This is a genomic window from Natronoarchaeum mannanilyticum (assembly GCF_039522665.1).
GTDB classification, from domain to species: Archaea; Halobacteriota; Halobacteria; order Halobacteriales; family Natronoarchaeaceae; genus Natronoarchaeum; species Natronoarchaeum mannanilyticum.
In genome coordinates this window covers 1,053,212-1,070,232 of record NZ_BAAADV010000001.1, presented here as the reverse complement: position 1 = coordinate 1,070,232, position 17,021 = coordinate 1,053,212, and the positions used below count along the sequence as shown (strand labels likewise).

General features: G+C 69.9%; 24 protein-coding genes. 14 read left to right on the top strand and 10 right to left on the bottom strand.

Translation table 11 applies throughout. The features are described 5' to 3' along the window. Nucleotides 1-47 precede the first annotated feature (47 nt). Together ABDZ81_RS05630 and ABDZ81_RS05625 are read right to left on the bottom strand one after the other, a co-directional pair. On the bottom strand, nucleotides 48-365 hold the full coding sequence (locus ABDZ81_RS05630; protein WP_343772915.1) for a hypothetical protein: 318 nt from the start codon (nucleotides 363-365) through the stop codon (nucleotides 48-50). 274 nt (nucleotides 366-639) lie between these two features. Beyond that, nucleotides 640-828, bottom strand: a complete 189-nt coding sequence (locus ABDZ81_RS05625; protein WP_343772914.1) for a DUF5786 family protein — start codon at nucleotides 826-828, stop codon at nucleotides 640-642. Between the two features lie 131 nt (nucleotides 829-959). Between ABDZ81_RS05625 and ABDZ81_RS05620 the strand changes: the two genes are divergently transcribed. Further along, nucleotides 960-1,322 carry a hypothetical protein gene (locus ABDZ81_RS05620; protein WP_343772913.1) on the top strand — a complete coding sequence of 121 codons (363 nt, stop codon included), beginning with the start codon at nucleotides 960-962 and terminating at the stop codon, nucleotides 1,320-1,322. 43 nt (nucleotides 1,323-1,365) lie between these two features. On the opposite strand, the gene ABDZ81_RS05615 is transcribed toward ABDZ81_RS05620, so the two are convergent. Both ABDZ81_RS05615 and ABDZ81_RS05610 read right to left on the bottom strand, forming a co-directional pair. Beyond that, a complete protein-coding gene (locus tag ABDZ81_RS05615; protein ID WP_343772912.1) occupies nucleotides 1,366-2,460 on the bottom strand; it encodes an NADH:flavin oxidoreductase/NADH oxidase in 1,095 nt (364 codons plus the stop codon). Between the two features lie 71 nt (nucleotides 2,461-2,531). Beyond that, the gene (locus tag ABDZ81_RS05610) at nucleotides 2,532-2,942 is read right to left on the bottom strand and encodes an SRPBCC family protein (RefSeq protein ID WP_343772911.1); all 411 of its coding nucleotides are present in this window, start codon (nucleotides 2,940-2,942) and stop codon (nucleotides 2,532-2,534) included. A gap of 100 nt (nucleotides 2,943-3,042) precedes the next feature. Between ABDZ81_RS05610 and upp the strand changes: the two genes are divergently transcribed. The 3 genes from upp to ABDZ81_RS05595 all read left to right on the top strand — a co-directional run bounded on the left by upp (nucleotide 3,043) and on the right by ABDZ81_RS05595 (nucleotide 4,399). Beyond that, nucleotides 3,043-3,717 (top strand): uracil phosphoribosyltransferase, encoded by a 675-nt coding sequence (upp, locus tag ABDZ81_RS05605; protein WP_343772910.1) that lies wholly within the window; start codon nucleotides 3,043-3,045, stop codon nucleotides 3,715-3,717. A gap of 49 nt (nucleotides 3,718-3,766) precedes the next feature. Next, nucleotides 3,767-4,090 (top strand): hypothetical protein, encoded by a 324-nt coding sequence (locus ABDZ81_RS05600; protein WP_343772909.1) that lies wholly within the window; start codon nucleotides 3,767-3,769, stop codon nucleotides 4,088-4,090. Nucleotides 4,091-4,201: 111 nt separating this feature from the next. Then, nucleotides 4,202-4,399 carry a DUF7569 family protein gene (locus ABDZ81_RS05595; RefSeq protein ID WP_343772907.1) on the top strand — a complete coding sequence of 66 codons (198 nt, stop codon included), beginning with the start codon at nucleotides 4,202-4,204 and terminating at the stop codon, nucleotides 4,397-4,399. A gap of 184 nt (nucleotides 4,400-4,583) precedes the next feature. On the opposite strand, the gene ABDZ81_RS05590 is transcribed toward ABDZ81_RS05595, so the two are convergent. The 4 genes from ABDZ81_RS05590 to hisB all read right to left on the bottom strand — a co-directional run bounded on the left by ABDZ81_RS05590 (nucleotide 4,584) and on the right by hisB (nucleotide 7,522). Continuing rightward, complete coding sequence (locus tag ABDZ81_RS05590; protein WP_343772906.1) at nucleotides 4,584-5,192, bottom strand: IMPACT family protein; 609 nt, start codon at nucleotides 5,190-5,192, stop codon at nucleotides 4,584-4,586. Between the two features lie 6 nt (nucleotides 5,193-5,198). Next, nucleotides 5,199-5,714, bottom strand: a complete 516-nt coding sequence (locus ABDZ81_RS05585) for a hypothetical protein (RefSeq protein WP_343772905.1) — start codon at nucleotides 5,712-5,714, stop codon at nucleotides 5,199-5,201. 652 nt (nucleotides 5,715-6,366) lie between these two features. Beyond that, entirely contained in the window at nucleotides 6,367-6,870 is a 504-nt protein-coding gene (gene trpY, locus ABDZ81_RS05580; RefSeq protein ID WP_343772904.1) for a TrpY family transcription regulator, read from the bottom strand. 61 nt (nucleotides 6,871-6,931) lie between these two features. Then, nucleotides 6,932-7,522, bottom strand: coding sequence for an imidazoleglycerol-phosphate dehydratase HisB (gene hisB / locus ABDZ81_RS05575; RefSeq protein WP_343772903.1), 591 nt, complete (start codon nucleotides 7,520-7,522; stop codon nucleotides 6,932-6,934). Nucleotides 7,523-7,688: 166 nt separating this feature from the next. Between hisB and ABDZ81_RS05570 the strand changes: the two genes are divergently transcribed. Next, on the top strand, nucleotides 7,689-7,826 hold the full coding sequence (locus tag ABDZ81_RS05570; RefSeq protein ID WP_343772902.1) for a hypothetical protein: 138 nt from the start codon (nucleotides 7,689-7,691) through the stop codon (nucleotides 7,824-7,826). A 46-nt stretch (nucleotides 7,827-7,872) separates the two neighbouring features. Here the strand turns inward: ABDZ81_RS05570 and hisA are convergent, their stop codons facing one another. Then, the gene (gene hisA, locus ABDZ81_RS05565; protein WP_343772901.1) at nucleotides 7,873-8,610 is read right to left on the bottom strand and encodes a 1-(5-phosphoribosyl)-5-[(5-phosphoribosylamino)methylideneamino]imidazole-4-carboxamide isomerase; all 738 of its coding nucleotides are present in this window, start codon (nucleotides 8,608-8,610) and stop codon (nucleotides 7,873-7,875) included. A 196-nt stretch (nucleotides 8,611-8,806) separates the two neighbouring features. On the opposite strand from hisA, the gene ABDZ81_RS05560 reads away from it, so the two are divergent. The 6 genes from ABDZ81_RS05560 (at nucleotide 8,807) to ABDZ81_RS05535 (ending at nucleotide 13,839) form a co-directional block, all read left to right on the top strand. Further along, nucleotides 8,807-9,973, top strand: coding sequence for an inorganic phosphate transporter (locus tag ABDZ81_RS05560; protein ID WP_343772899.1), 1,167 nt, complete (start codon nucleotides 8,807-8,809; stop codon nucleotides 9,971-9,973). 133 nt (nucleotides 9,974-10,106) lie between these two features. After that, complete coding sequence (gene fer / locus ABDZ81_RS05555; RefSeq protein ID WP_343772898.1) at nucleotides 10,107-10,496, top strand: ferredoxin Fer; 390 nt, start codon at nucleotides 10,107-10,109, stop codon at nucleotides 10,494-10,496. A 157-nt stretch (nucleotides 10,497-10,653) separates the two neighbouring features. Next, nucleotides 10,654-10,920 carry a hypothetical protein gene (locus ABDZ81_RS05550; protein WP_343772897.1) on the top strand — a complete coding sequence of 89 codons (267 nt, stop codon included), beginning with the start codon at nucleotides 10,654-10,656 and terminating at the stop codon, nucleotides 10,918-10,920. Nucleotides 10,921-10,992: 72 nt separating this feature from the next. Then, complete coding sequence (locus ABDZ81_RS05545; RefSeq protein WP_343772896.1) at nucleotides 10,993-12,087, top strand: prepilin peptidase; 1,095 nt, start codon at nucleotides 10,993-10,995, stop codon at nucleotides 12,085-12,087. Between the two features lie 233 nt (nucleotides 12,088-12,320). Then, on the top strand, nucleotides 12,321-12,698 hold the full coding sequence (gene hisI, locus ABDZ81_RS05540; RefSeq protein ID WP_343772895.1) for a phosphoribosyl-AMP cyclohydrolase: 378 nt from the start codon (nucleotides 12,321-12,323) through the stop codon (nucleotides 12,696-12,698). A gap of 4 nt (nucleotides 12,699-12,702) precedes the next feature. Next, the gene (locus tag ABDZ81_RS05535; RefSeq protein ID WP_343772894.1) at nucleotides 12,703-13,839 is read left to right on the top strand and encodes a DUF7118 family protein; all 1,137 of its coding nucleotides are present in this window, start codon (nucleotides 12,703-12,705) and stop codon (nucleotides 13,837-13,839) included. Between the two features lie 64 nt (nucleotides 13,840-13,903). Here ABDZ81_RS05535 and glmM read toward each other — a convergent pair whose 3' ends face one another. Continuing rightward, the gene (glmM, locus tag ABDZ81_RS05530; protein WP_343772893.1) at nucleotides 13,904-15,262 is read right to left on the bottom strand and encodes a phosphoglucosamine mutase; all 1,359 of its coding nucleotides are present in this window, start codon (nucleotides 15,260-15,262) and stop codon (nucleotides 13,904-13,906) included. Between the two features lie 155 nt (nucleotides 15,263-15,417). Here glmM and ABDZ81_RS05525 point away from each other — a divergent pair, with 155 nt between their 5' ends. The 3 genes from ABDZ81_RS05525 (at nucleotide 15,418) to ABDZ81_RS05515 (ending at nucleotide 16,978) form a co-directional block, all read left to right on the top strand. After that, nucleotides 15,418-16,065: a DsbA family protein gene (locus ABDZ81_RS05525; RefSeq protein WP_343772892.1), complete on the top strand. Its 648-nt coding sequence runs from the start codon at nucleotides 15,418-15,420 to the stop codon at nucleotides 16,063-16,065. A 77-nt stretch (nucleotides 16,066-16,142) separates the two neighbouring features. Then, entirely contained in the window at nucleotides 16,143-16,640 is a 498-nt protein-coding gene (locus ABDZ81_RS05520) for a DUF367 family protein (protein ID WP_343772891.1), read from the top strand. A 143-nt stretch (nucleotides 16,641-16,783) separates the two neighbouring features. Beyond that, a complete protein-coding gene (locus ABDZ81_RS05515) occupies nucleotides 16,784-16,978 on the top strand; it encodes a cold-shock protein (RefSeq protein ID WP_097009945.1) in 195 nt (64 codons plus the stop codon). The last annotated feature ends 43 nt before the right edge of the window (nucleotides 16,979-17,021 follow it).

The window sequence follows — 17,021 nt, the reverse complement described above, 5'->3', positions numbered from 1 at the left end:
GGGTCTCACTCGCCACGCTACCGTGCTCCGGCGAGCCTCGCGCCCCGCTACAGCATCAGCGGGAGCGCGAACAGCGGGACGAGCGCGACGAGCGCGAGGCCGCCGTACAGAAGGCGCCGCAGCCGCAACTCGACGGGCACCTCGCGCCTGAGTTCGGGGCGGACGGTCCAGACGAAGCGGTGGTAGGCGACGACGGTCGTCAGCACCGTCGCGCCGGCGCAGGCGACGAGCGCGGCCCGCAGCGACAGCCCGAGCGTGAGGAGGTAGCCGGGGCCGAGCGAGAACGTCGCGGTGCCGGCCAGCACGGCGACGACGAGGAACGGGACCGGGTCGACGGCTCGCCGGTGGCGGTTCCGTAGTTCCATAGTGGTGTGGGGCCGCTCGCGACCGGCTGTCGCGCTGCGGCGGGGTCGTCCCGGCGTAAGCGACACCGGGCCATAAGCTTCCTGCCCGATATGCTTGGGAGCGCTTTGACGCGCGGAGCCGACCGTCGACGGCGTCGCCGAGCGCGATGATGGTCGGACGCCGTTGTGCGGTCGGCGGCCGGACGCCGTCGGGAGTCGATGAACGGATGTCGCGGCGCGGACCGGCCGCTGGCGAGCCTCGTTCGGGGCGCGAAAAGTGGGTGCTACCGGCCGATTACTCGTCGTCGTCGCCGTCGTCTTTCATCTCCTGGAGGCGACCGACCAGATCCGCGGTCGTCTCCTCGGACTCGAAGGAGACTTCCCCGTCGTGGTCTTCCTCGTGGACGTTGACGGCCTCAGAGTCGTCGTCCTCGTCGACGCTCTGGTCTTTCTGCTCGGATTCGTCGTAGCTACCAAAACCCATACTCGAACAGAGAGCGGTGAACTACTAAGGTAGTTCGGTCCGGCCACCGGTTCGGGTGTCGTCCACAATCCTGCCGTGTGCTATCACGATCGTTCGCCGCGTTTTTGCCGGCGCGGGTCGACGCCTCGGTCATGTCCGATCCGGCGCTCAGCGAGGCGGGCGGCATAACGGTGCTCACGCTCTACGAGACGCGACGCGAGAGCGAGCGCGTCGCGTCGATCGAAGACGCGATCGACCGGATCGAGAACTCGCGCTCGCCCGACGCCGTCTGCGAGAAGATCGTCACCCGCGACGACACCGTCGTCTACGACTCGACCCGGAACGGCTCGATCGAGGACTGGGCCGCCGAGTGGCGCCTCGAACGCAAGCGGCTCTCGGCGAGTGAGGACGTCCGCGCGTGTCCCCACGAATCGCCGGGTTGCACGGCCGAGGATCTCTGTCTCCAGTGCACGATGGACCGGCAGATCGAGCGTCACAGCACGCCAGGTCGGTAGCCGGAATTCGGCGCCTCGCCGGGAGTGGATTCCGGCGTCGCGCTCAGTACGCCCGCTCGTACTGCTCCGGGACGTCGATCCGGTCGAGCGCGTCGAGTTCTCGCGCGGCCCGGAGCGCGAAGTGTGGGTCCCGGAGGTGTTCTCGGCCGACGATCGCCAGATCGGCCCGTTCGTTGCGAACGAGAGCGTCGGCCTGCTGGGCGGTCGTGATGCCGCCGACCGCACCGACGGCGACGTCGCGCTCGCTCTCCGCGCGGACGTGTTCGGCCAGCGGAACCTGGTAGTTCGGGCCGCCGGCGGGTAGCTGCTGGTCGGGGTGGAGCCCGCCGCTGGAGACGTCGATCAGATCGGCGCCGGCGTCGGCCAGCAGGTCGGCGAGGCGGGCCGACTGCTCGCGCGTCCACGAGTCCCGGTCGGGCAGCCAGTCGGTGCCCGAGATGCGCACGAACACCGGCCGATCGTCGGGCCAGACCTCGCGGACGGCCTCGGTCACCTCGACGACCAGTCTCGCGCGGTCCTCGAAGCTCCCGCCGTACTCGTCGGTCCGGTCGTTGGCGACCGGCGAGAGGAACTCGTGGAGCAGGTAGCCGTGGGCGGCGTGCACTTCGGCGATCTCGAAGCCGGCCGCGAGCGCGCGCTCGGCGCCGCTGCGGAACGCCTCGATCACGTCCGAAACGTCCGCCTGGGTCATCTCGCGCAGCGCCACGTCCTCCCTGCCGGGATACGGCGTCGCGCTCGGCGCGATCGCCTCCCAGCCCCCCTCGTCGGGCGACAGCGGCTCGTGGCCCTCCCAGGGACGGCTGATCGAGGCCTTCCGGCCGGCGTGGGCGAGCTGGATCGCCGGGACGCTGCCCTGCGCGCGGACGAACTCGGCGACCGGCGCCAGCGCGTCGGCGTGCTCGTCGCTCCAGACACCCAGGTCGTGGGGCGAGATGCGCCCGCGCGGCTCGACGGCGGTCGCCTCGGTCATCACGACGCCGGCGCCGCCGGTCGCCCGACTCCCGAGGTGGACGCGGTGCCAGTCGGTCGCCAGTCCGTCCCGGTCCTCGCAGGAGTACTGGCACATCGGGGAGACCATCACGCGATTCGGGAGCTCAGTTCCGCGCAGCTCCAGGGGCGAAAACAGGTCGTCGGTCATCGCCTGCGAGTTGGAACGAGGCGTCGAAAGGGCTGGCGGTAACCCCCTGGAGTTCCGGGTCTGGGTTGCAGCTACTCGACGACCTCGGCCAGCGCGTCCAGTAGCCGATCGAGCTCGCCGCGGCGCTTCCAGCCCGCGATCCGGTCGGCGATCGCGGCCGGCGGGGCGCCGAGGCTCACCGACGAGGACGCCCGCACGCGGGTGCCCTCGTCCTCGGGGTCGTAGGTCAGCGTCGTCTCCATGGCGCCCAGCGGGCCGCCGGTGCCGAGTTGCTCGTAGTCGTAGCCGCGCTCGCGGGGCTCGAATCGAAGCGCGAGTTCGAGGCCGGGACCGCCGGCCGCGACGACGGTTTCGTCCTCGCGCTCCTCGATCTCTCGGACCGAAAACGAGCCCTCGTACTCGACGATCTGGCGCGGCGTCAGCGCCCGTTCGACGGCCGCGGGCGGCGCCCGGACGAACCGCGAGACTTCGACCGTGCGCATCGTGTTGACGGTGAGCGAGGCGGCACTTGAACGTCGTCCCCCGGTCGCGCCGCGGAAGAGGATCGGTAGGTTATACTCGCCGGATCACGACGCTCCGGTAATGACGATCGAAGACCGCGACGAGGCGCACGTCGTCACGCACGCGCTCGCCAAGCACACCCTCTCGAAGCTCCGGGACGTCGAGACCGAGCAGGTCGCGTTCCGCAAGGGACTGGTGAAGCTGGGCCGCATCTGCGGCTACGAGATCATCGACGGCAGGATGGGCACCGAGTACGTCTCGCTCCAGACGCCTCTGGAGGAGACGATGGGCGAGCAGGTCAAGGGGCTCGACGACGTCGTGATCATCAACGTTCTCCGCGCCGCGACGCCGTTCGTCGAGGGGCTGCTGAAGGCGTTCCCCCGCGCCCGACAGGGCGTGATCAGCGCCAGCCGCGACGAGACCGGCCGCAACGAGGACGGCTCGTTCCCGATCACTGTCGACTACGTGAAGCTGCCCGAGATCACCGAGGACGACACCGTGATCGTCGCCGACCCGATGCTCGCGACCGGCTCGACGATGTGTACGGTGCTCGATCACGTCACCGAGAACTCGCCCGAGCCGGAGAACTTCATCGTCCTCTCGGCGGTCAGCGCCCCCGACGGACTGCTCCGGGTCGGCGAGCAGTTCCCCGACGTCGATCTGCTGACGGTCGCCATCGACGACTACCTCGACGACGACGGCTACATCGTTCCCGGGCTGGGCGACGCCGGTGACCGGGCGTTCCGGACGCAGTAGATCGCTGACGAGGCGCGCTTTTTTGCACCCTCGGACGAACGTCCGACCAGTGACGACCGACTCAACCGCGCCGTGCGAGCGCTGCGACGCCGAGATTCCCGCCGACGCGACGGAGTGTCCGAAGTGCGGCTACCGGACGCCGTGGACCCCGCGGAATCGGCGGATGGTCGCCGGCGCCAGCGCGCTCGCCGTTTGCATCACGACGTTCTGGCTCGTCTCGCTCGTCGCGCGCTGGCAGGTCGAGGGCGCGATGCCGGCAGTTTCGGTCGAGTCGCTCGTCGGGTGGCTAACCCCGGGGCTGGCCGGCGCGGCGCTGCTGTACGTCGTTCGGAACAGTTCGACCGGGACCGCGACTCGCGAGCGGCGCTCCTGACGCCGCGGCGTCGTCGGCGTCGTACGAGCGTCGTCTCGTCGCCGCCACGGCCGCCGCGGCGTCGACGCCGACCCTAGAGCTTTGTGGGTGAGGAACGCAGGTCAGTCCAGTATGTCAGACGCCTGCGACGGCTGCGGGGACTCGATCTCGGACCCGCTGGCGCGGACGGTGCGGCTCACCGTCGACCGCTCACAGGTCGACGCCCAGCGGCTCTGTCCGGCCTGCTTCGCCGACTGGATCGAGCGCTACCGCGAGGAGATGCAACCCGAAGAGCACGAGACGATCGACGACGAGATCATCGTCGACTGACGCTCGCGTCCCGTCCCGATCGACGCGCGTCGAACCCCTTCGTTTCGTGTCGAGACCGCTAGACGGGGCGCTCGTCGCGTCTCGATTCTGACGCCGGGACCGTCTGTTACGGAGCCGTACTGTCGAGAATTGTCGAAACTGACGCGCGGCGTCGATACCTTCGGGACGTGATCTGTTCCGCCGATCAGCGTTCGTCGTCGAACTCCGCCCGCCCGCTGGTGGCGCTCCGGATCCGGTCGCGCAGGTCGTCGGCGTCCTCGATCGGCGCGCGGACGGCGATCGTCACGCGTTCCTCGTAGTCGGCGTCGAACTCGACGCCCGCGCTCTCGACGATCCCCCGAACCGTCCCGGAGTCGTCGTAGTCGACGACGACCGCGAAGCGCTCGTGGGGCCGTTCCTCGATGATTCCGGCCGCATCGAGTCCGTCCTTGACCGCCCGGGAGTACGCCCGCGCGAGGCCGCCGACGCCGAGGTTCGTCCCGCCGTAGTAGCGGGTGACGACGGCGACGACGTTCTCCACGTCCTCCTGCTGTAGCACGTTCAGCGCGGGCTTGCCGGCCGAGCCGGTCGGCTCGCCGTCGTCGCTGGCCCACTCCCGGAGCGGATCGGCCCGGACGCGGTAGGCCGGCACGTTGTGGGTCGCGTCGTCGTACCGCTCGCGCACGTCCGCGACGAACGCCTCGGCGGCCTCGACGTCGGGCGCCGGCGCGACGTGGCCGATGAACTCCGAGCCCGTCACCTCGAACTCGGCGCGCCCTCTGCTTTCGACTGTTCGGTACGGTTCGTCGGTCATGACGCCTCAGCGGCCGGGGTCCGACTCGGCGGTCGATTCTCGGTCGGCGGATGCGTCGGTCGCGACCTCGTCGTACAGCAGTGCCCCGAGCACGCCGAACAGCGCGACCTCGACGAGCTTCGAGATCCCTTCGATCGGATCGCCGACGGCGTGTTCGAGCAGCACCGCAACGGGGTTGCCCACGTGGGTCTGGGCAGCGCCCTCGGGCGCCCACGGCAGCAGCGCGACGTGCCCGCCGAGGTGCCAGGTCGCCCACGCCGCGATCGAGACGGCCATTAGTGCCATCCCCGCGACGTACGCCGCAGTCCGGGGAATCGTGCCCTGCTGGACCAGCACCAGCGCGCCGAGCACGAGGACGGCGAGCCCGATGAACAGCAGCGGCCGCGGGTCACGGTAGAGCGGCTGGCCGTACTGGACGATCCGAACGAGCTTGGGGAACGCCCAGTAGAAGTGCAACCCGGCGTACACCGCCGCGAGCTGGACCGCGACGAATCCGAGGGTGCCGCGCGTACTCTCGTCCATGCTCGGTGGGTCGGGACGCCGCGGGCAATAGCCCGTCGGTTCTAGGCTGGGGTGCGCTCAGTGTGCTTTTGCTGGCCGTAACGATCGCTTCGGGCGTCAACACTGCGAAAGCTCTCGGTCCGCTCCGAGGAACCGTAACCATAACGACTGACAGGATTACTGCGAAAGCCCTCGCCCCGCTCGCTGCCGCTGAGCCGGATATCCTCCCTTCGGTCGGATAGAGCCGACTCAGCGGCAGCGACCGCGCCTCGCCCTTTCAATCCTCCAGGGACAGCATTGCGCGGGTCGCCCAATGGGCGACCACGCGCAGCCCTACCCTCCCCCGTCGGCGCGGCACGAGGCCGCGCCGGGCCGTGCGGGTGCGGTGGCGCGCGCTGTCGAGCCTTTCATGGCGAGACAGCGTCGCGCGAGGGATGAGTGAGGGAGCGGAGTGACCGAACGAATCGGCTGGGGAGGACGAGGCTGCGGTGGGTGGGAACGAAAGGGGCCGCCGCGCTCGATCCGGTGAGGCCGAAGCAAGCACCGCAGCGACCGAAGGGAGCGAGGAGCACAGCGAGTCGCAACCTGTCGAGCGCGGCGGGGGCTTTCAGAGAGTTAGAACCAGTATCTGTCCCGTGTTTAGAGAGTACGTCGATCGCACCAGAGCAACATCCTACTGCAGTTCGATGCTGCGGACGAACGCCAGGTCGTTGAGCTCGTTGATCAGATCGCCGGGCAGTTGCTCCCCGGTCACCAGGTACAGCCGCGGTTCGTCGGTGAACTCCGGGTCCTCGCTGATCGTCTGGCGGATCGAGATGCCCCGATCGGCGAGCAGCCCCGTGATCTCGGCGACGATCCCCTCGGCCTCGGCGTCGGTCACCGCGATCGAGACGACCGTGAGATCGAGCACCGGCGCCAGATCCATCAGGCTGGGCACCTGCGAGATGTTCTGGAAGATGCGGCGCAGTTCGTCGTCCTCGAGGATCGCGTCGGTCGTCGAGTCGACCACCCGGCGGTCGACGTCGATCTCGCGGGCGATCCCCGTGTTCGGGATCTCGATGCCGCCCGAGACCACCCGCCCCTCGTCGTTGACCGAGAACCCGCGTTCGAGGAGCAGCCGGATCACCCGCTGCTGGGAGGGGCTGCCCTCGAACTTCTCCATGATCTCGTCGAACATTAGGTAGGGCGAGGCGTGCCCGGCACTTTTAACTGCGGGTTCGACAGGAGTTTCCGTCGCCTCAGAGCTCGCCTTTCGTGCTCGGCGTGTCGCCGCCGCGGCGCTCGTCGATCCGCGTCGCGTCGTCCAGCGCTCGGGCGGTCGCCTTAAATAGCGCCTCGATCTCGTGGTGGGCGTTTTCTCCTGTGACCTCGGCGTGGAGCGTCAGGCCGGCGTTCGTCGCCAGCGATCGCAGGAAGTGCTTCGCCATGTGGCTGGTCAGTCCGCCCACCGAGGCCTGCGAGAACTCGCCGTCGAATCGGAACAGCGGCCGCCCGCTCACGTCGACGACGACCCCGGCGACGGCCTCGTCCAGCGGCACCTTGCGGTCGGCGTAGCGGACGATCCCGCGCTTCTCGCCGAGCGCCTCGTCGAACGCCTCGCCGAGCACGATCGCGACGTCCTCGACGGTGTGGTGGTCGTCGATCTCCAGGTCGCCGTCGCACTCGACTGTGAGATCGAACAGGCCGTGCTTGGCGAACGACTCCAGCATGTGATCGAAGAAGCCGATCCCCGTGTCGACGGCCGCCTCGCCGTCGCCGTCCACGTCGAGCGTGACGTCGATCTCCGTCTCGGCCGTCTCGCGGACGACGGCCGCTGCGCGGTCGGTCATGCGCGAGACGACGGACCCGACCACCATACTTCTGACGCTGGACGGCGGGACGCCGATCCGCGATCGGGAGCGGTGCCTTCCGTCGGCGTTCCCACAGTCGGCGGCGCGTTGCGTGCGTGAGCGCGCGTCGGAAAGAATATTGTACCTCGATCCGCTTGCACCGCGTGTGATGGTCGCTGCCCTCCACACCGCGGTTCTCGGAGCGGTCCTCGCGGCGCTGGTGGTACTGCTACCGGCGGGGCTGTACGTCTGGCTCCGCTACAGGGGCACTCTCGGCGAGCTCTCCGGGCGCGCTCAGCAGTGAGCGCACGGCCGGCGTCGCTCAGCTGTCGACCGACGCCAAAATTCGGTCAGGACTCGTCCGCCACGGCCTCGATCGCCGCCGCCAGCGTGAACTCTCCTTCGTACAGCGCGGAGCCGACGACGACCGCGCTCGCACCCGCATCCCGAAGCGCCAGCACGTCGTCGATCGACGCCACGCCGCCGCTGGCGACCACTGGAATCTCCACGGCCCCAACCACGTTCCGCACGGGCTCGGTCTGGACGCCCTCCAGCCGCCCCTCGACGTCGACGTCGGTAAAGAGGATCGCGCCGGCGCCCAGCTCCTCGTAGCGCCCGGCGGCCTCCGCGGGATCGAGCCCCGTGCCCTCGGTCCACCCCTCGACGACGACTTCGCCGTCTTTGGCGTCGAGGCTGACGACGACCGTCCCGGGATGCTCCGCCCCGATCTCGCCGACGATCTCGGGCTCCTGCACGGCGGCGGTCCCGAGGATCACCCGATCGACGCCCCGCTCCAGCAGGTCGACGGCGTCGTCGACTGTTCGGATGCCGCCCCCGAGTTGCACGTCCACGTCGACGGCCTCGACCACGCGCTCGACGGCGTCGGCGTTGGCGCGCTCGCCATCGAACGCGCCGTCGAGATCGACCAGGTGGAGCGTCTCGGCGCCCTGGTCGACCCAGCGCTCGGCCGCCTCGACCGGATCGCCGTACCGCTTCTCGGTGCCGCGCTCGCCCTGGACCAGCTGGACGACCTCGCCGTCCTGTAGATCGACCGCCGGGATCACCTCGAACTCCGGAAACGCGCTCATGTCCGGGGAGAGGGAGGGCGACGGCCTAAAGGCTCCGAAGCGGGGCGGCTCGGCGCCGCCGCTGCGACGGCGTTCGGACGCCCCGGCCGCCGCGGCGTCGAGACGCCCCCGCGACCGTGGTGTCTGCTACCGTTGCACTCGGCGTCCGGCTGCGCGTTTCACACCAGTTAACTGCGTGCCCGCTCAACCTCTCTCCGTGATCGAACCGCTGTTGCTCGTCGGGCTCGTCGTCGCGGCGTTCGTGGGCTACAACATCGGTGGGGCGACCACCGGTCCCGCCTTCGGTCCCGCCGTCGGCGCCGACGTGATCTCGAAGACGACCGCCGCCGCGCTGATGTCGGCCTTTTTCTTCGTCGGCGCGTTCACGATCGGCCGCCGCGTCGTCACGACGCTGGGCGCCGACCTCGTCGACCCGTCGGTGTTCACCCTGACGACGAGCATCGCGGTGCTGTTTTTCATCGGCCTCGCGCTGTTCGTCGGCAACGTGTTCGGCGTCCCCGCCTCCACGTCGATGACCGCGGTCGGCGCGATCGCCGGGCTGGGCGTCGCCAGCGGCACGCTCGACTGGGGCGTGATGAGCGAGATCGCGATCTGGTGGCTGGTCGCGCCGCTGATCGGCTTCTGGGTCAGCGGCGTCATCGGCCGGTACTTCTACCCGACGATCAACGAGTGGATCGCGATCGACCGCTCTGACGCCGACCTGCTGGAGATCGACCGCTCGGGCGTCGTCCCGCGGATCGCCGTCGCCGACGAGTCATCTCGCCGCGAGCTGGTCGGCGCGGGCGTCGTCGTCGCGATCGGCTGCCTGATGGCCTTCTCCTCGGGGACGAGCAACGTCGCCAACGCCATCGCGCCGCTGGTCGGCAGCGATCTGGTGGAGATGAACCCCGGCATCCTGCTGGCGAGCGCGGCCGTCGCGGTCGGCGCGTTCACGATCGCCCGACGGACGCTGGACACGCTGGGTAACGACATCACCGAGCTCCCGCTCACCGCGGCGATCGTCGTCGCGACGGTCAGCTCCGGGCTGGTGATCTTCCTGTCGGCGATCGAGATTCCCGCCAGCTTCGTCGTGATCGCGACGATGAGCATCGTCGGGCTGGGCTGGGGTCGGGCGACCCGCACCGCGGGCGTCCGCGAGAGCGTCCGCTCGCCGGAGGACACGATCGGCGCGCTGGCGGCCGACGAGGAGGGCGAGGCGCTGCCGGCGATGGGCGAGGAGGACCCCGACGACGTTCCGAGCGCCGCGGACCTGTTCGATCCGGAGACGACCGGGCGAGTGATCCTGCTTCAAAATCTCGTGCCGACGATCGCGACCGCCGGCGCGTACCTGGTGTTCGAGTTCGTCCCGATCTTCGGGTTCTGAGCGCCCGGCCGTCGGCATCTACGGGTGTTCGTCCCACGACCGTCCACCGGGTCGTCGCCCCTGCTGGCGGATAGGTCATCGGACGAACTCAAAACAGCAACTTCTAACCGTTTGGACAGAGAAGTTCGGCGTGATGCCCACGGTAGAATACCTCAACTACGAAGTACTGGACGACCAGGGCTGGGACATGGACGACGACGACCTCTTCGATCAGGCTGCCGACGCCGGCCTCGACGACGAGGACTACGGCACGCTCGACGTCAACGAGGGCGAGTACATCCTCGAGGCCGCCGAGGCCCAGGGCTACGACTGGCCCTTCTCCTGTCGCGCCGGCGCCTGCGCGAACTGCGCAGCCATCGTCAAGGAGGGCGAGATCGACATGGACATGCAGCAGATCCTCAGCGACGAGGAGGTCGAGGAGAAGGGCGTGCGCCTGACCTGCATCGGATCGCCCGATGCCGACGAGGTCAAGATCGTCTACAACGCCAAGCACCTCGACTACCTGCAGAACCGCGTCATCTGAGCGGTCCCACCTACACCTAACCGACGCTTCATTTTTTGGTCGCCGACCGTCCAGCGCGGCGCCCCGGCCGCCGGATCTTTCAGGATCGTTCGTTCGGGTTTTCTTCGCCCCGATCGAACCGAATAGATCTTTGCCGAGAGGCGACTACGAACGATCGATGGGGCTACTCGAACGACTTGGCCGGGCGGATCGAAGCGGCGTCGACGGCATCGAGCGCGCTCGCGCTCGACGCGAGGAGGCGCTTTCGATCGGTCTGCTCCCCGCGGACTGGGACGGCGAGTCGCCGCTCGCGCTCTGTGAACTCTGTCACGCGTTCAACCGCGACGAGTTCGCACACTGCCGGATCTGCGCCGAGCGACTCCCCAGGGCGACGGTGCCGCCCGAGGACTGCCGGCGGATCGCGCTCGGCCGGAGCGGGCACTGACGCCGCTACGGCGACCGCGATCCCCGCAGGGCGGGCGGAACCTATTTTACGGTCGCCCGCCCGCATGGGAACGTGATCGACCTCGGGTTCGTCGTGGCGCCGGAGTGGGATCTCCTGCGCCTGCTCGCGGTGCCCGTCTTCGGCTGGGCGGCCTGGCGCGACGTCAAGAGCCGTCGGGTACCGAACAAGACGTGGCTCCCGCTGCTGGCGCTGGGCCTGCTCGCGCTCGTCTGGCAGGCGTCCTCGCTGCACGCGACGGGCGGCTACCGCTGGCAGCTGTTCGTCAGGCAGGTCGCGATCAGCCTCGGGCTGGTCGTCCCCCTGGCGTACGCGTTCTGGTGGATCGGCGGGTTCGGCGGCGCCGACGCCAAGGCGCTGATGGTGCTGGCGGTGCTGCTCCCGACGTTTCCGTCCTACTTCTTGGCCGGCGGCGCCGAGTACCCGCTGGTTCAGACCCGAATCGGCGTGTTTTCCTTTAGCGTCCTGACGAACGCGGTGATCGTCGCCGCGGCCTACCCGCTCGCGCTCGCGCTGTACAACGCCGTCCGCGGCCGCTTTTCCTCGGCGATGGCCGTCGGGCTGGAACGCCCCTGGTCGGCGGTGCTGACCGCCCACGGCCAGCTGCTGGAACGGCCCGATGGCCTGACCCGCCGCGGGCTAGATCTCGACGCGCTCCGGATGTACCTGCGCTGGCGCGGCCTCGGGCTCGCGGACCTGCGCGAGCGCCCGGACTACTACCGCGATCCCGCCACGCTCCCCGATGACCCGAACCCCCCGACCGACGGCGCGGTCGGGGCGGGCGACGCCGAGGACGCCGCGGCGGAGGCGGCGTCCGGCGATTCGGCGGGCGCGGCATCCGACGACTCGTCGGGCGGGGCAGCCGGCGACGCGGCGGGCGCGGCGTCGTCAGACGGCGGAACGCCCCGTCAGGACCCGGACTACGACGACCCCTGGGGCGCCGCCGCCTTCCTCGACGCGCTCGACGGCTCGGCCTACGGGACGACGCCCGAGGACCTCCGCGACGGGCTCGACGTGCTCGCCGAGGAAGAGGTCGTCTGGATCTCCCCGGGCATCCCCTTTATCGTCCCGCTGTTCGCGGGACTACTCGTCTCGCTGGCGTACGGCGACCTGCTGTTCTCGCTGCTGGGCGCGCTCGGGCTCGTCTGATCGGTCGACGCCGAACGCCAGTCGCCACAGCTTTACGTACCATCCCGCGGCGACGGTCGACGTGACCTGACGATCGCGCGGAGCGTCTCGCCGTCGCGCACCGCAGCGCTCCGCGGCCCGACAGAACGCTACCTGTCCGAAGAAGCGGTGCCTGTTCGCCACGTTGCCCGGCAGTGACGGCCGAACCCCCGCCGACCAAAAAGCATACCTCGGCGTCGGGCCTCGGTTCTCGCATGAGCGACGCAGCCGCCGCCGTCGACCTCGATTTCGGCGAGTCGGGCCGGATCCCCGCGGTCGCCCAGGACGCCGACTCCGGGGAGATCCTGATGCTGGCGTACGTCACGCCCGAAGCCGTCGAGCGCACCCGCGAGACGGGCCGCGCTCACTACTACTCCCGGAGCCGCGAGGAGCTCTGGGAGAAAGGCGCGACCAGCGGGCACGTTCAGCACGTCGAGGAGATTCTCGTCGACTGCGACGGCGACGCGCTGGTCTATCAGGTCGACCAGGAGGGCGGCGCCTGCCACACCGGCTACGAGTCCTGCTTCTACCGCACGATCGACGGCGAGACCGTCGGCGAGCAGGTGTTCGACCCCGACGCCGTGTACGAGTGAGCAGATGAGCGAGTCAGCGACCCGCCGGTTCGACTCGGTCGAGCGGCTCCGGACGGCTCACGAACGCCTCGAAGCGCTCCGCTCCGAGGTCGCGGACCACGGCGAGGACGACGTCGAGACGGTCGCGGAGACGTACCGGTCGGCCCACCGACTGCTCGACCGATACGTCGACGCCGCCACGGGCACCGGCGATTTCAAGTCCTACGTCGAGTTCCGCGGCGAGTTCGCCACGCTCGTCGAGGACCTGCCCGACGAGCTCCCCCGCCGCGAGGCGTTCGAGGACGCCCTGGAGGCGGTCGACAAGCGCCGGCTCGACCAGAGCGACTTCGACCGCGCCCGCGAGGCGCTCGCGCGCGCCGAGAATCTGGTCGATCTACTGGACGATCGCGACGACGCCCGCGAAACCTACCGCGAAGCCCGCATCGACGCCCGCGACCGGCTCGACGCGATCGACGAGCGTACCGACGAACTCGAACGCCTGCTGGAGCTCGGTGACGCCGACCTCGACGCGCCCGTCGAGGAGCTGCGCGAGCCGATCGAAGCGTACGACGAGGCGGTCCGCGAGGCGTTCCGCGAGTATCGCGAGACGGCGTCGGCCCGCGAGCTACTCGAGTTCGTCGAGCGCACCCGAGCGTTCCCGCTCGTGGACCTGCCCCGCCCCTCGGAGGACCTGCTCGAATACGTCCGCGAGTCGCCCGACGGCGAAGAGCCGATCCCCGCGCTGCTGGAGTACACCGACTACTCTCGCTCGAAGCTCGAGCACTACGCGGCCGACGCCGACGCGCTCAAGCGGTCGGTCGCGACCGAGCGGACGTACCTCGAACGGCTCGACGCCGAACCGCTCACGGTCGGCTGGCCGCCGCCGGAACGGGGTGTCCTGCGCTGGCGGGTCGTCGAACTCCGGAAGGTCGTCGACCGGTTCGCTCCCGAGGACGCGATCGCGAAGCTCCGCGACGTTCGCGCGCTCGCGGCCGACGCCGAGCGGTACGAGCGGCTGCGCGACGCCGCGGTCGCGACTCATCGCCTCGACGCCGAGGATCGGGATCGCCTCGCGTCGGGCGATGTCGGCGACGAACTCGACGCGCTGCGCGAGGAGCGCGCGGCACTCGAAGCGGCGCTCGAGGAGCTTCCGGAACCGTAGCGTCCGGGGGCAGAACCGGCGGCGCCGCGGCTCGGCGTCGTCGTCACCCGCCGCGAGAACGGACTCAGTTTCTGCCGGCCTCGAGCGCGTCGCCGACCGCCGCAGCCAGCTCCTCGGCTCGGTCGGCGTCGCGCGCCTCGGCGTAGACGCGGATCAGCGGCTCGGTCCCGCTCGGGCGGGTCAGCGCCCAGGCGTCGCCGTAGTCGAGCCGGTAGCCGTCGATCGTCGTCAGCTCGGCGTCCTCGCGTTCGGCCCACTCTTCGGCGGCCGCGAGCATCCGGTCGCGCTCGTCGCGGTCCGCGTAGTCGACGTTCCGGCGGACGTTGTGGTAGTCCGCGAACGGCGCGACGGCCTCGCTGGCCCGCCGGCTCGCCACCTGTTCGAGGAAGCGGGCGGCGGTGAAGGCGCCGTCCCTGGCGAGTCTGAAATCCGGGAAGAAGATGCCGCCGTTACCCTCGCCGGCGATCGGAACGGTGGCGCCCTGGCGCTCGAGATCCAGCACCCGGCTGACGATGTGGGTCGAGCCGATCGGCGTCAGTTCGAGGTTCGCGTCGGCCGCGTCGACGGCGTCGACCAGCCGCTGGGAGACGTTGACCGCCGAGACGGCCGTCTCGCCGGGATCGAGCTCGGCCGTCGCCAGCGCGGCGAGCGCGGCGTCGCCCTCGACGAACTCGCCGCGCTCGTCGAAGAAGATCGCGCGGTCGGCGTCGCCGTCGTGGGCGATCCCCAGGTCGGCGTCGGCCGTCCGGACGAGCCGCCCGAGATCAGCGAGATTCTCCGCGACCGGTTCGGGATCCCGTCCCGGGAAGTGGCCGTCGGGCTGGGCGTTGACCGTCACGACCTCACAGCCCAGCGCGCGGAAGAACTCGGGGCTGGTCAGCGCCCCGGCGCCGTGGCCGGGGTCGAGCGCGACCGTCAGGTCGGCCGCCGCGATGCGCTCGCGGTCGATCGCCGACAGCAGTTCGGCGACGTAGTCGTCGTTGACGTTCTCGACGCGCCGGCGCGTACCCACCTCGTCCCACGGCACCGTCTCGACGCCGTCCTCGAGGAACGCCTCCTCGATCAGTTCGAGCGCGTCGACCGACAGGCCGACGCCGTCCGGGCCGATCAGCTTGATGCCGTTGAACTCCGGGGGGTTGTGCGAGGCCGTCACCATCACCACGGGAACCTGCGCGCGTTCGGCGTACGCCTGGGCCGAGGGCGTCGGCGTCCGGCCGAGCCGGTCGACGTCGGTCCCGACGCTGGCGAGCCCGCTCGCGGCCGCGTCGGCGAGCATCCCGCCGGTCACGCGCGTGTCCCGCGCGACCGCGGCGCGCTCGGCGTCCCAGACCGTCCCGGCCGCCTGGGCCACCCGTACGACGAACTCGGGGGTGAACGACTCGTTGACCGTCCCCCGCGTTCCGCTCGACCCGAAAACCTCCATGTGCGGAGGTGTGGCTGCCGTCCTCAAAGTGGTTCCGCATCAGGACGGCGACCCGTCAGCGCCGGTCGCGGCCGCGCGTGGCTAGTCAGCACGCTCGCCCCTCACGGCGATCGCAAGCCGGACGGTTGATACTCGTTCGGTCCGTACCGCCGGCCATGGCACCTCGACTCACCCGTCGCCGGGCCCTTTCGCTTGCCGGCGGGCTAGCTACTGCTTCGTTCGCCGGCTGTCTCGGACTCGGCGACTCCCCCGACCCCGACGGCGAGGCCGTCGAATCGCTCCCGACGCCTGTGCAGGGCGACCCCGAGTCGGCCGTCACCGTCGCAGTCTACGAGGACTTCTCGTGTCCCCACTGTCGGGACTTCCACCTGAACGTCTACCCCGACGTCGTCTCGGAGTTCGTCGACACCGAGCGCGTCCGCTACGAACACCACGACTTCCCGATTCCCGTCGACGAGCGGTGGTCGTGGGCGGTCGCCGGCGCCGCCCGCGCCGTCCAGGACGAGGTCGGCGACGACGCCTTCTTCGAGTACGCCGCGCTGGCGTTCGAGCAACAGGGATCGTACTCGATGGACGTGCTCGCCGACCTGGCGGGCGAGGTCGACGCCGACGGCGAGGCAGTGCGATCGGCCGCCGAGAACGACACCTACGCGCCGGTGCTCGAGGCCGACCGGAGCGAGGGGCAGGACCGCGGCGTCCAGGGGACGCCGACGGTGTTCGTGAACGACGAGCAGGTGGATCTGGACTCGGGCGAGAGCCAGTTCGACGCGATCCGGTCGGCGATCGAATCCGCGGAGTCCTGAGGATCCCCGCGCAGCGACGGCGCCGCCGGACGTCCGCTCCGCATCGCTTTTGCTCGCCCGACGCCAACGCTCGGCCAGTGAACCTGCACGTCCGGTACGAGGGCGACGACGATCCCGACAAGTGCACCGCCCGGAAGCTCGCGCGGTTCGACCTCGCCGAACTGCACCGCAGCGACCGGGCGACGCCGTACGGGATCGTCCTCAATCCCCACGCCGAGCGGGCGCTCTCGCCGGCCGACCGCGAGGAAAGCGACCGGCTCGTCGCGCTGGACTGCTCGTGGGAGACCGCCGGCGAGGCGATGTTCTCGATCCACGGCGAGCACCGGGCGCTGCCGTTTCTGGTCGCGGCGAACCCGATCAACTACGGGAAACCGTTCCAGCTGACGACCGTCGAGGCGCTGGCCGCCGGACTGACGATTCTGGGCGAGCGCGAGCGCGCCGAGGAGATCCTGGCGAAGTTCCGGTGGGGCGAGACGTTCTTAGAGATGAACGAGGAGCCCCTGCGCCGGTACGCGGAGTGCGAGGATTCGAGCGAGGTTGTCGAAGTTCAGCAGGAGTATCTGGATCGGGAGTGACGCCGCGGCGTCCGCGGTGTCGGCGACGGTGACGGCGTCCGCGGCGGCGGCGTCCGCCGCGACGGAGCGTTCCGCCCGCCGACCCTCGTGATACCGCGACCCTCGGAAGGGTTATCCCCGCAGTGCCCCTACGATTGTTTGCAATGGCGAAAGGAAACGTTGATTTCTTCAACGACACAGGCGGCTACGGTTTCATTTCGACGGACGACGCGGACGATGACGTATTCTTCCACATGGAAGACGTCGGCGGCCCGGACCTCGAAGAAGGCACCGAGATCGAGTTCGACATCGAACAGGCCCCCAAGGGTCCCCGCGCGACGAACGTCGTCCGCAACTAATATCTCCTTCACTGTCGCCTGACGGCGGCGCTGAACGACGATT

Excerpts from the sequence above, each read along its gene's own strand:
- ABDZ81_RS05630 (WP_343772915.1), bottom strand. The coding sequence starts at position 365 with ATGGAACTACGGAACCGCCACCGGCGAGCCGTCGACCCGGTCCCGTTC.
- ABDZ81_RS05625 (WP_343772914.1), bottom strand. The coding sequence starts at position 828 with ATGGGTTTTGGTAGCTACGACGAATCCGAGCAGAAAGACCAGAGCGTC.
- ABDZ81_RS05620 (WP_343772913.1), top strand. The coding sequence starts at position 960 with ATGTCCGATCCGGCGCTCAGCGAGGCGGGCGGCATAACGGTGCTCACG.
- ABDZ81_RS05615 (WP_343772912.1), bottom strand. The coding sequence starts at position 2,460 with ATGACCGACGACCTGTTTTCGCCCCTGGAGCTGCGCGGAACTGAGCTC.
- ABDZ81_RS05610 (WP_343772911.1), bottom strand. The coding sequence starts at position 2,942 with ATGCGCACGGTCGAAGTCTCGCGGTTCGTCCGGGCGCCGCCCGCGGCC.
- upp (WP_343772910.1), top strand. The coding sequence starts at position 3,043 with ATGACGATCGAAGACCGCGACGAGGCGCACGTCGTCACGCACGCGCTC.
- ABDZ81_RS05595 (WP_343772907.1), top strand. The coding sequence starts at position 4,202 with ATGTCAGACGCCTGCGACGGCTGCGGGGACTCGATCTCGGACCCGCTG.
- ABDZ81_RS05590 (WP_343772906.1), bottom strand. The coding sequence starts at position 5,192 with ATGACCGACGAACCGTACCGAACAGTCGAAAGCAGAGGGCGCGCCGAG.
- ABDZ81_RS05585 (WP_343772905.1), bottom strand. The coding sequence starts at position 5,714 with ATGGACGAGAGTACGCGCGGCACCCTCGGATTCGTCGCGGTCCAGCTC.
- trpY (WP_343772904.1), bottom strand. The coding sequence starts at position 6,870 with ATGTTCGACGAGATCATGGAGAAGTTCGAGGGCAGCCCCTCCCAGCAG.
- hisB (WP_343772903.1), bottom strand. The coding sequence starts at position 7,522 with ATGACCGACCGCGCAGCGGCCGTCGTCCGCGAGACGGCCGAGACGGAG.
- hisA (WP_343772901.1), bottom strand. The coding sequence starts at position 8,610 with ATGAGCGCGTTTCCGGAGTTCGAGGTGATCCCGGCGGTCGATCTACAG.
- fer (WP_343772898.1), top strand. The coding sequence starts at position 10,107 with ATGCCCACGGTAGAATACCTCAACTACGAAGTACTGGACGACCAGGGC.
- ABDZ81_RS05550 (WP_343772897.1), top strand. The coding sequence starts at position 10,654 with ATGGGGCTACTCGAACGACTTGGCCGGGCGGATCGAAGCGGCGTCGAC.
- hisI (WP_343772895.1), top strand. The coding sequence starts at position 12,321 with ATGAGCGACGCAGCCGCCGCCGTCGACCTCGATTTCGGCGAGTCGGGC.
- ABDZ81_RS05535 (WP_343772894.1), top strand. The coding sequence starts at position 12,703 with ATGAGCGAGTCAGCGACCCGCCGGTTCGACTCGGTCGAGCGGCTCCGG.
- glmM (WP_343772893.1), bottom strand. The coding sequence starts at position 15,262 with ATGGAGGTTTTCGGGTCGAGCGGAACGCGGGGGACGGTCAACGAGTCG.
- ABDZ81_RS05525 (WP_343772892.1), top strand. The coding sequence starts at position 15,418 with ATGGCACCTCGACTCACCCGTCGCCGGGCCCTTTCGCTTGCCGGCGGG.
- ABDZ81_RS05515 (WP_097009945.1), top strand. The coding sequence starts at position 16,784 with ATGGCGAAAGGAAACGTTGATTTCTTCAACGACACAGGCGGCTACGGT.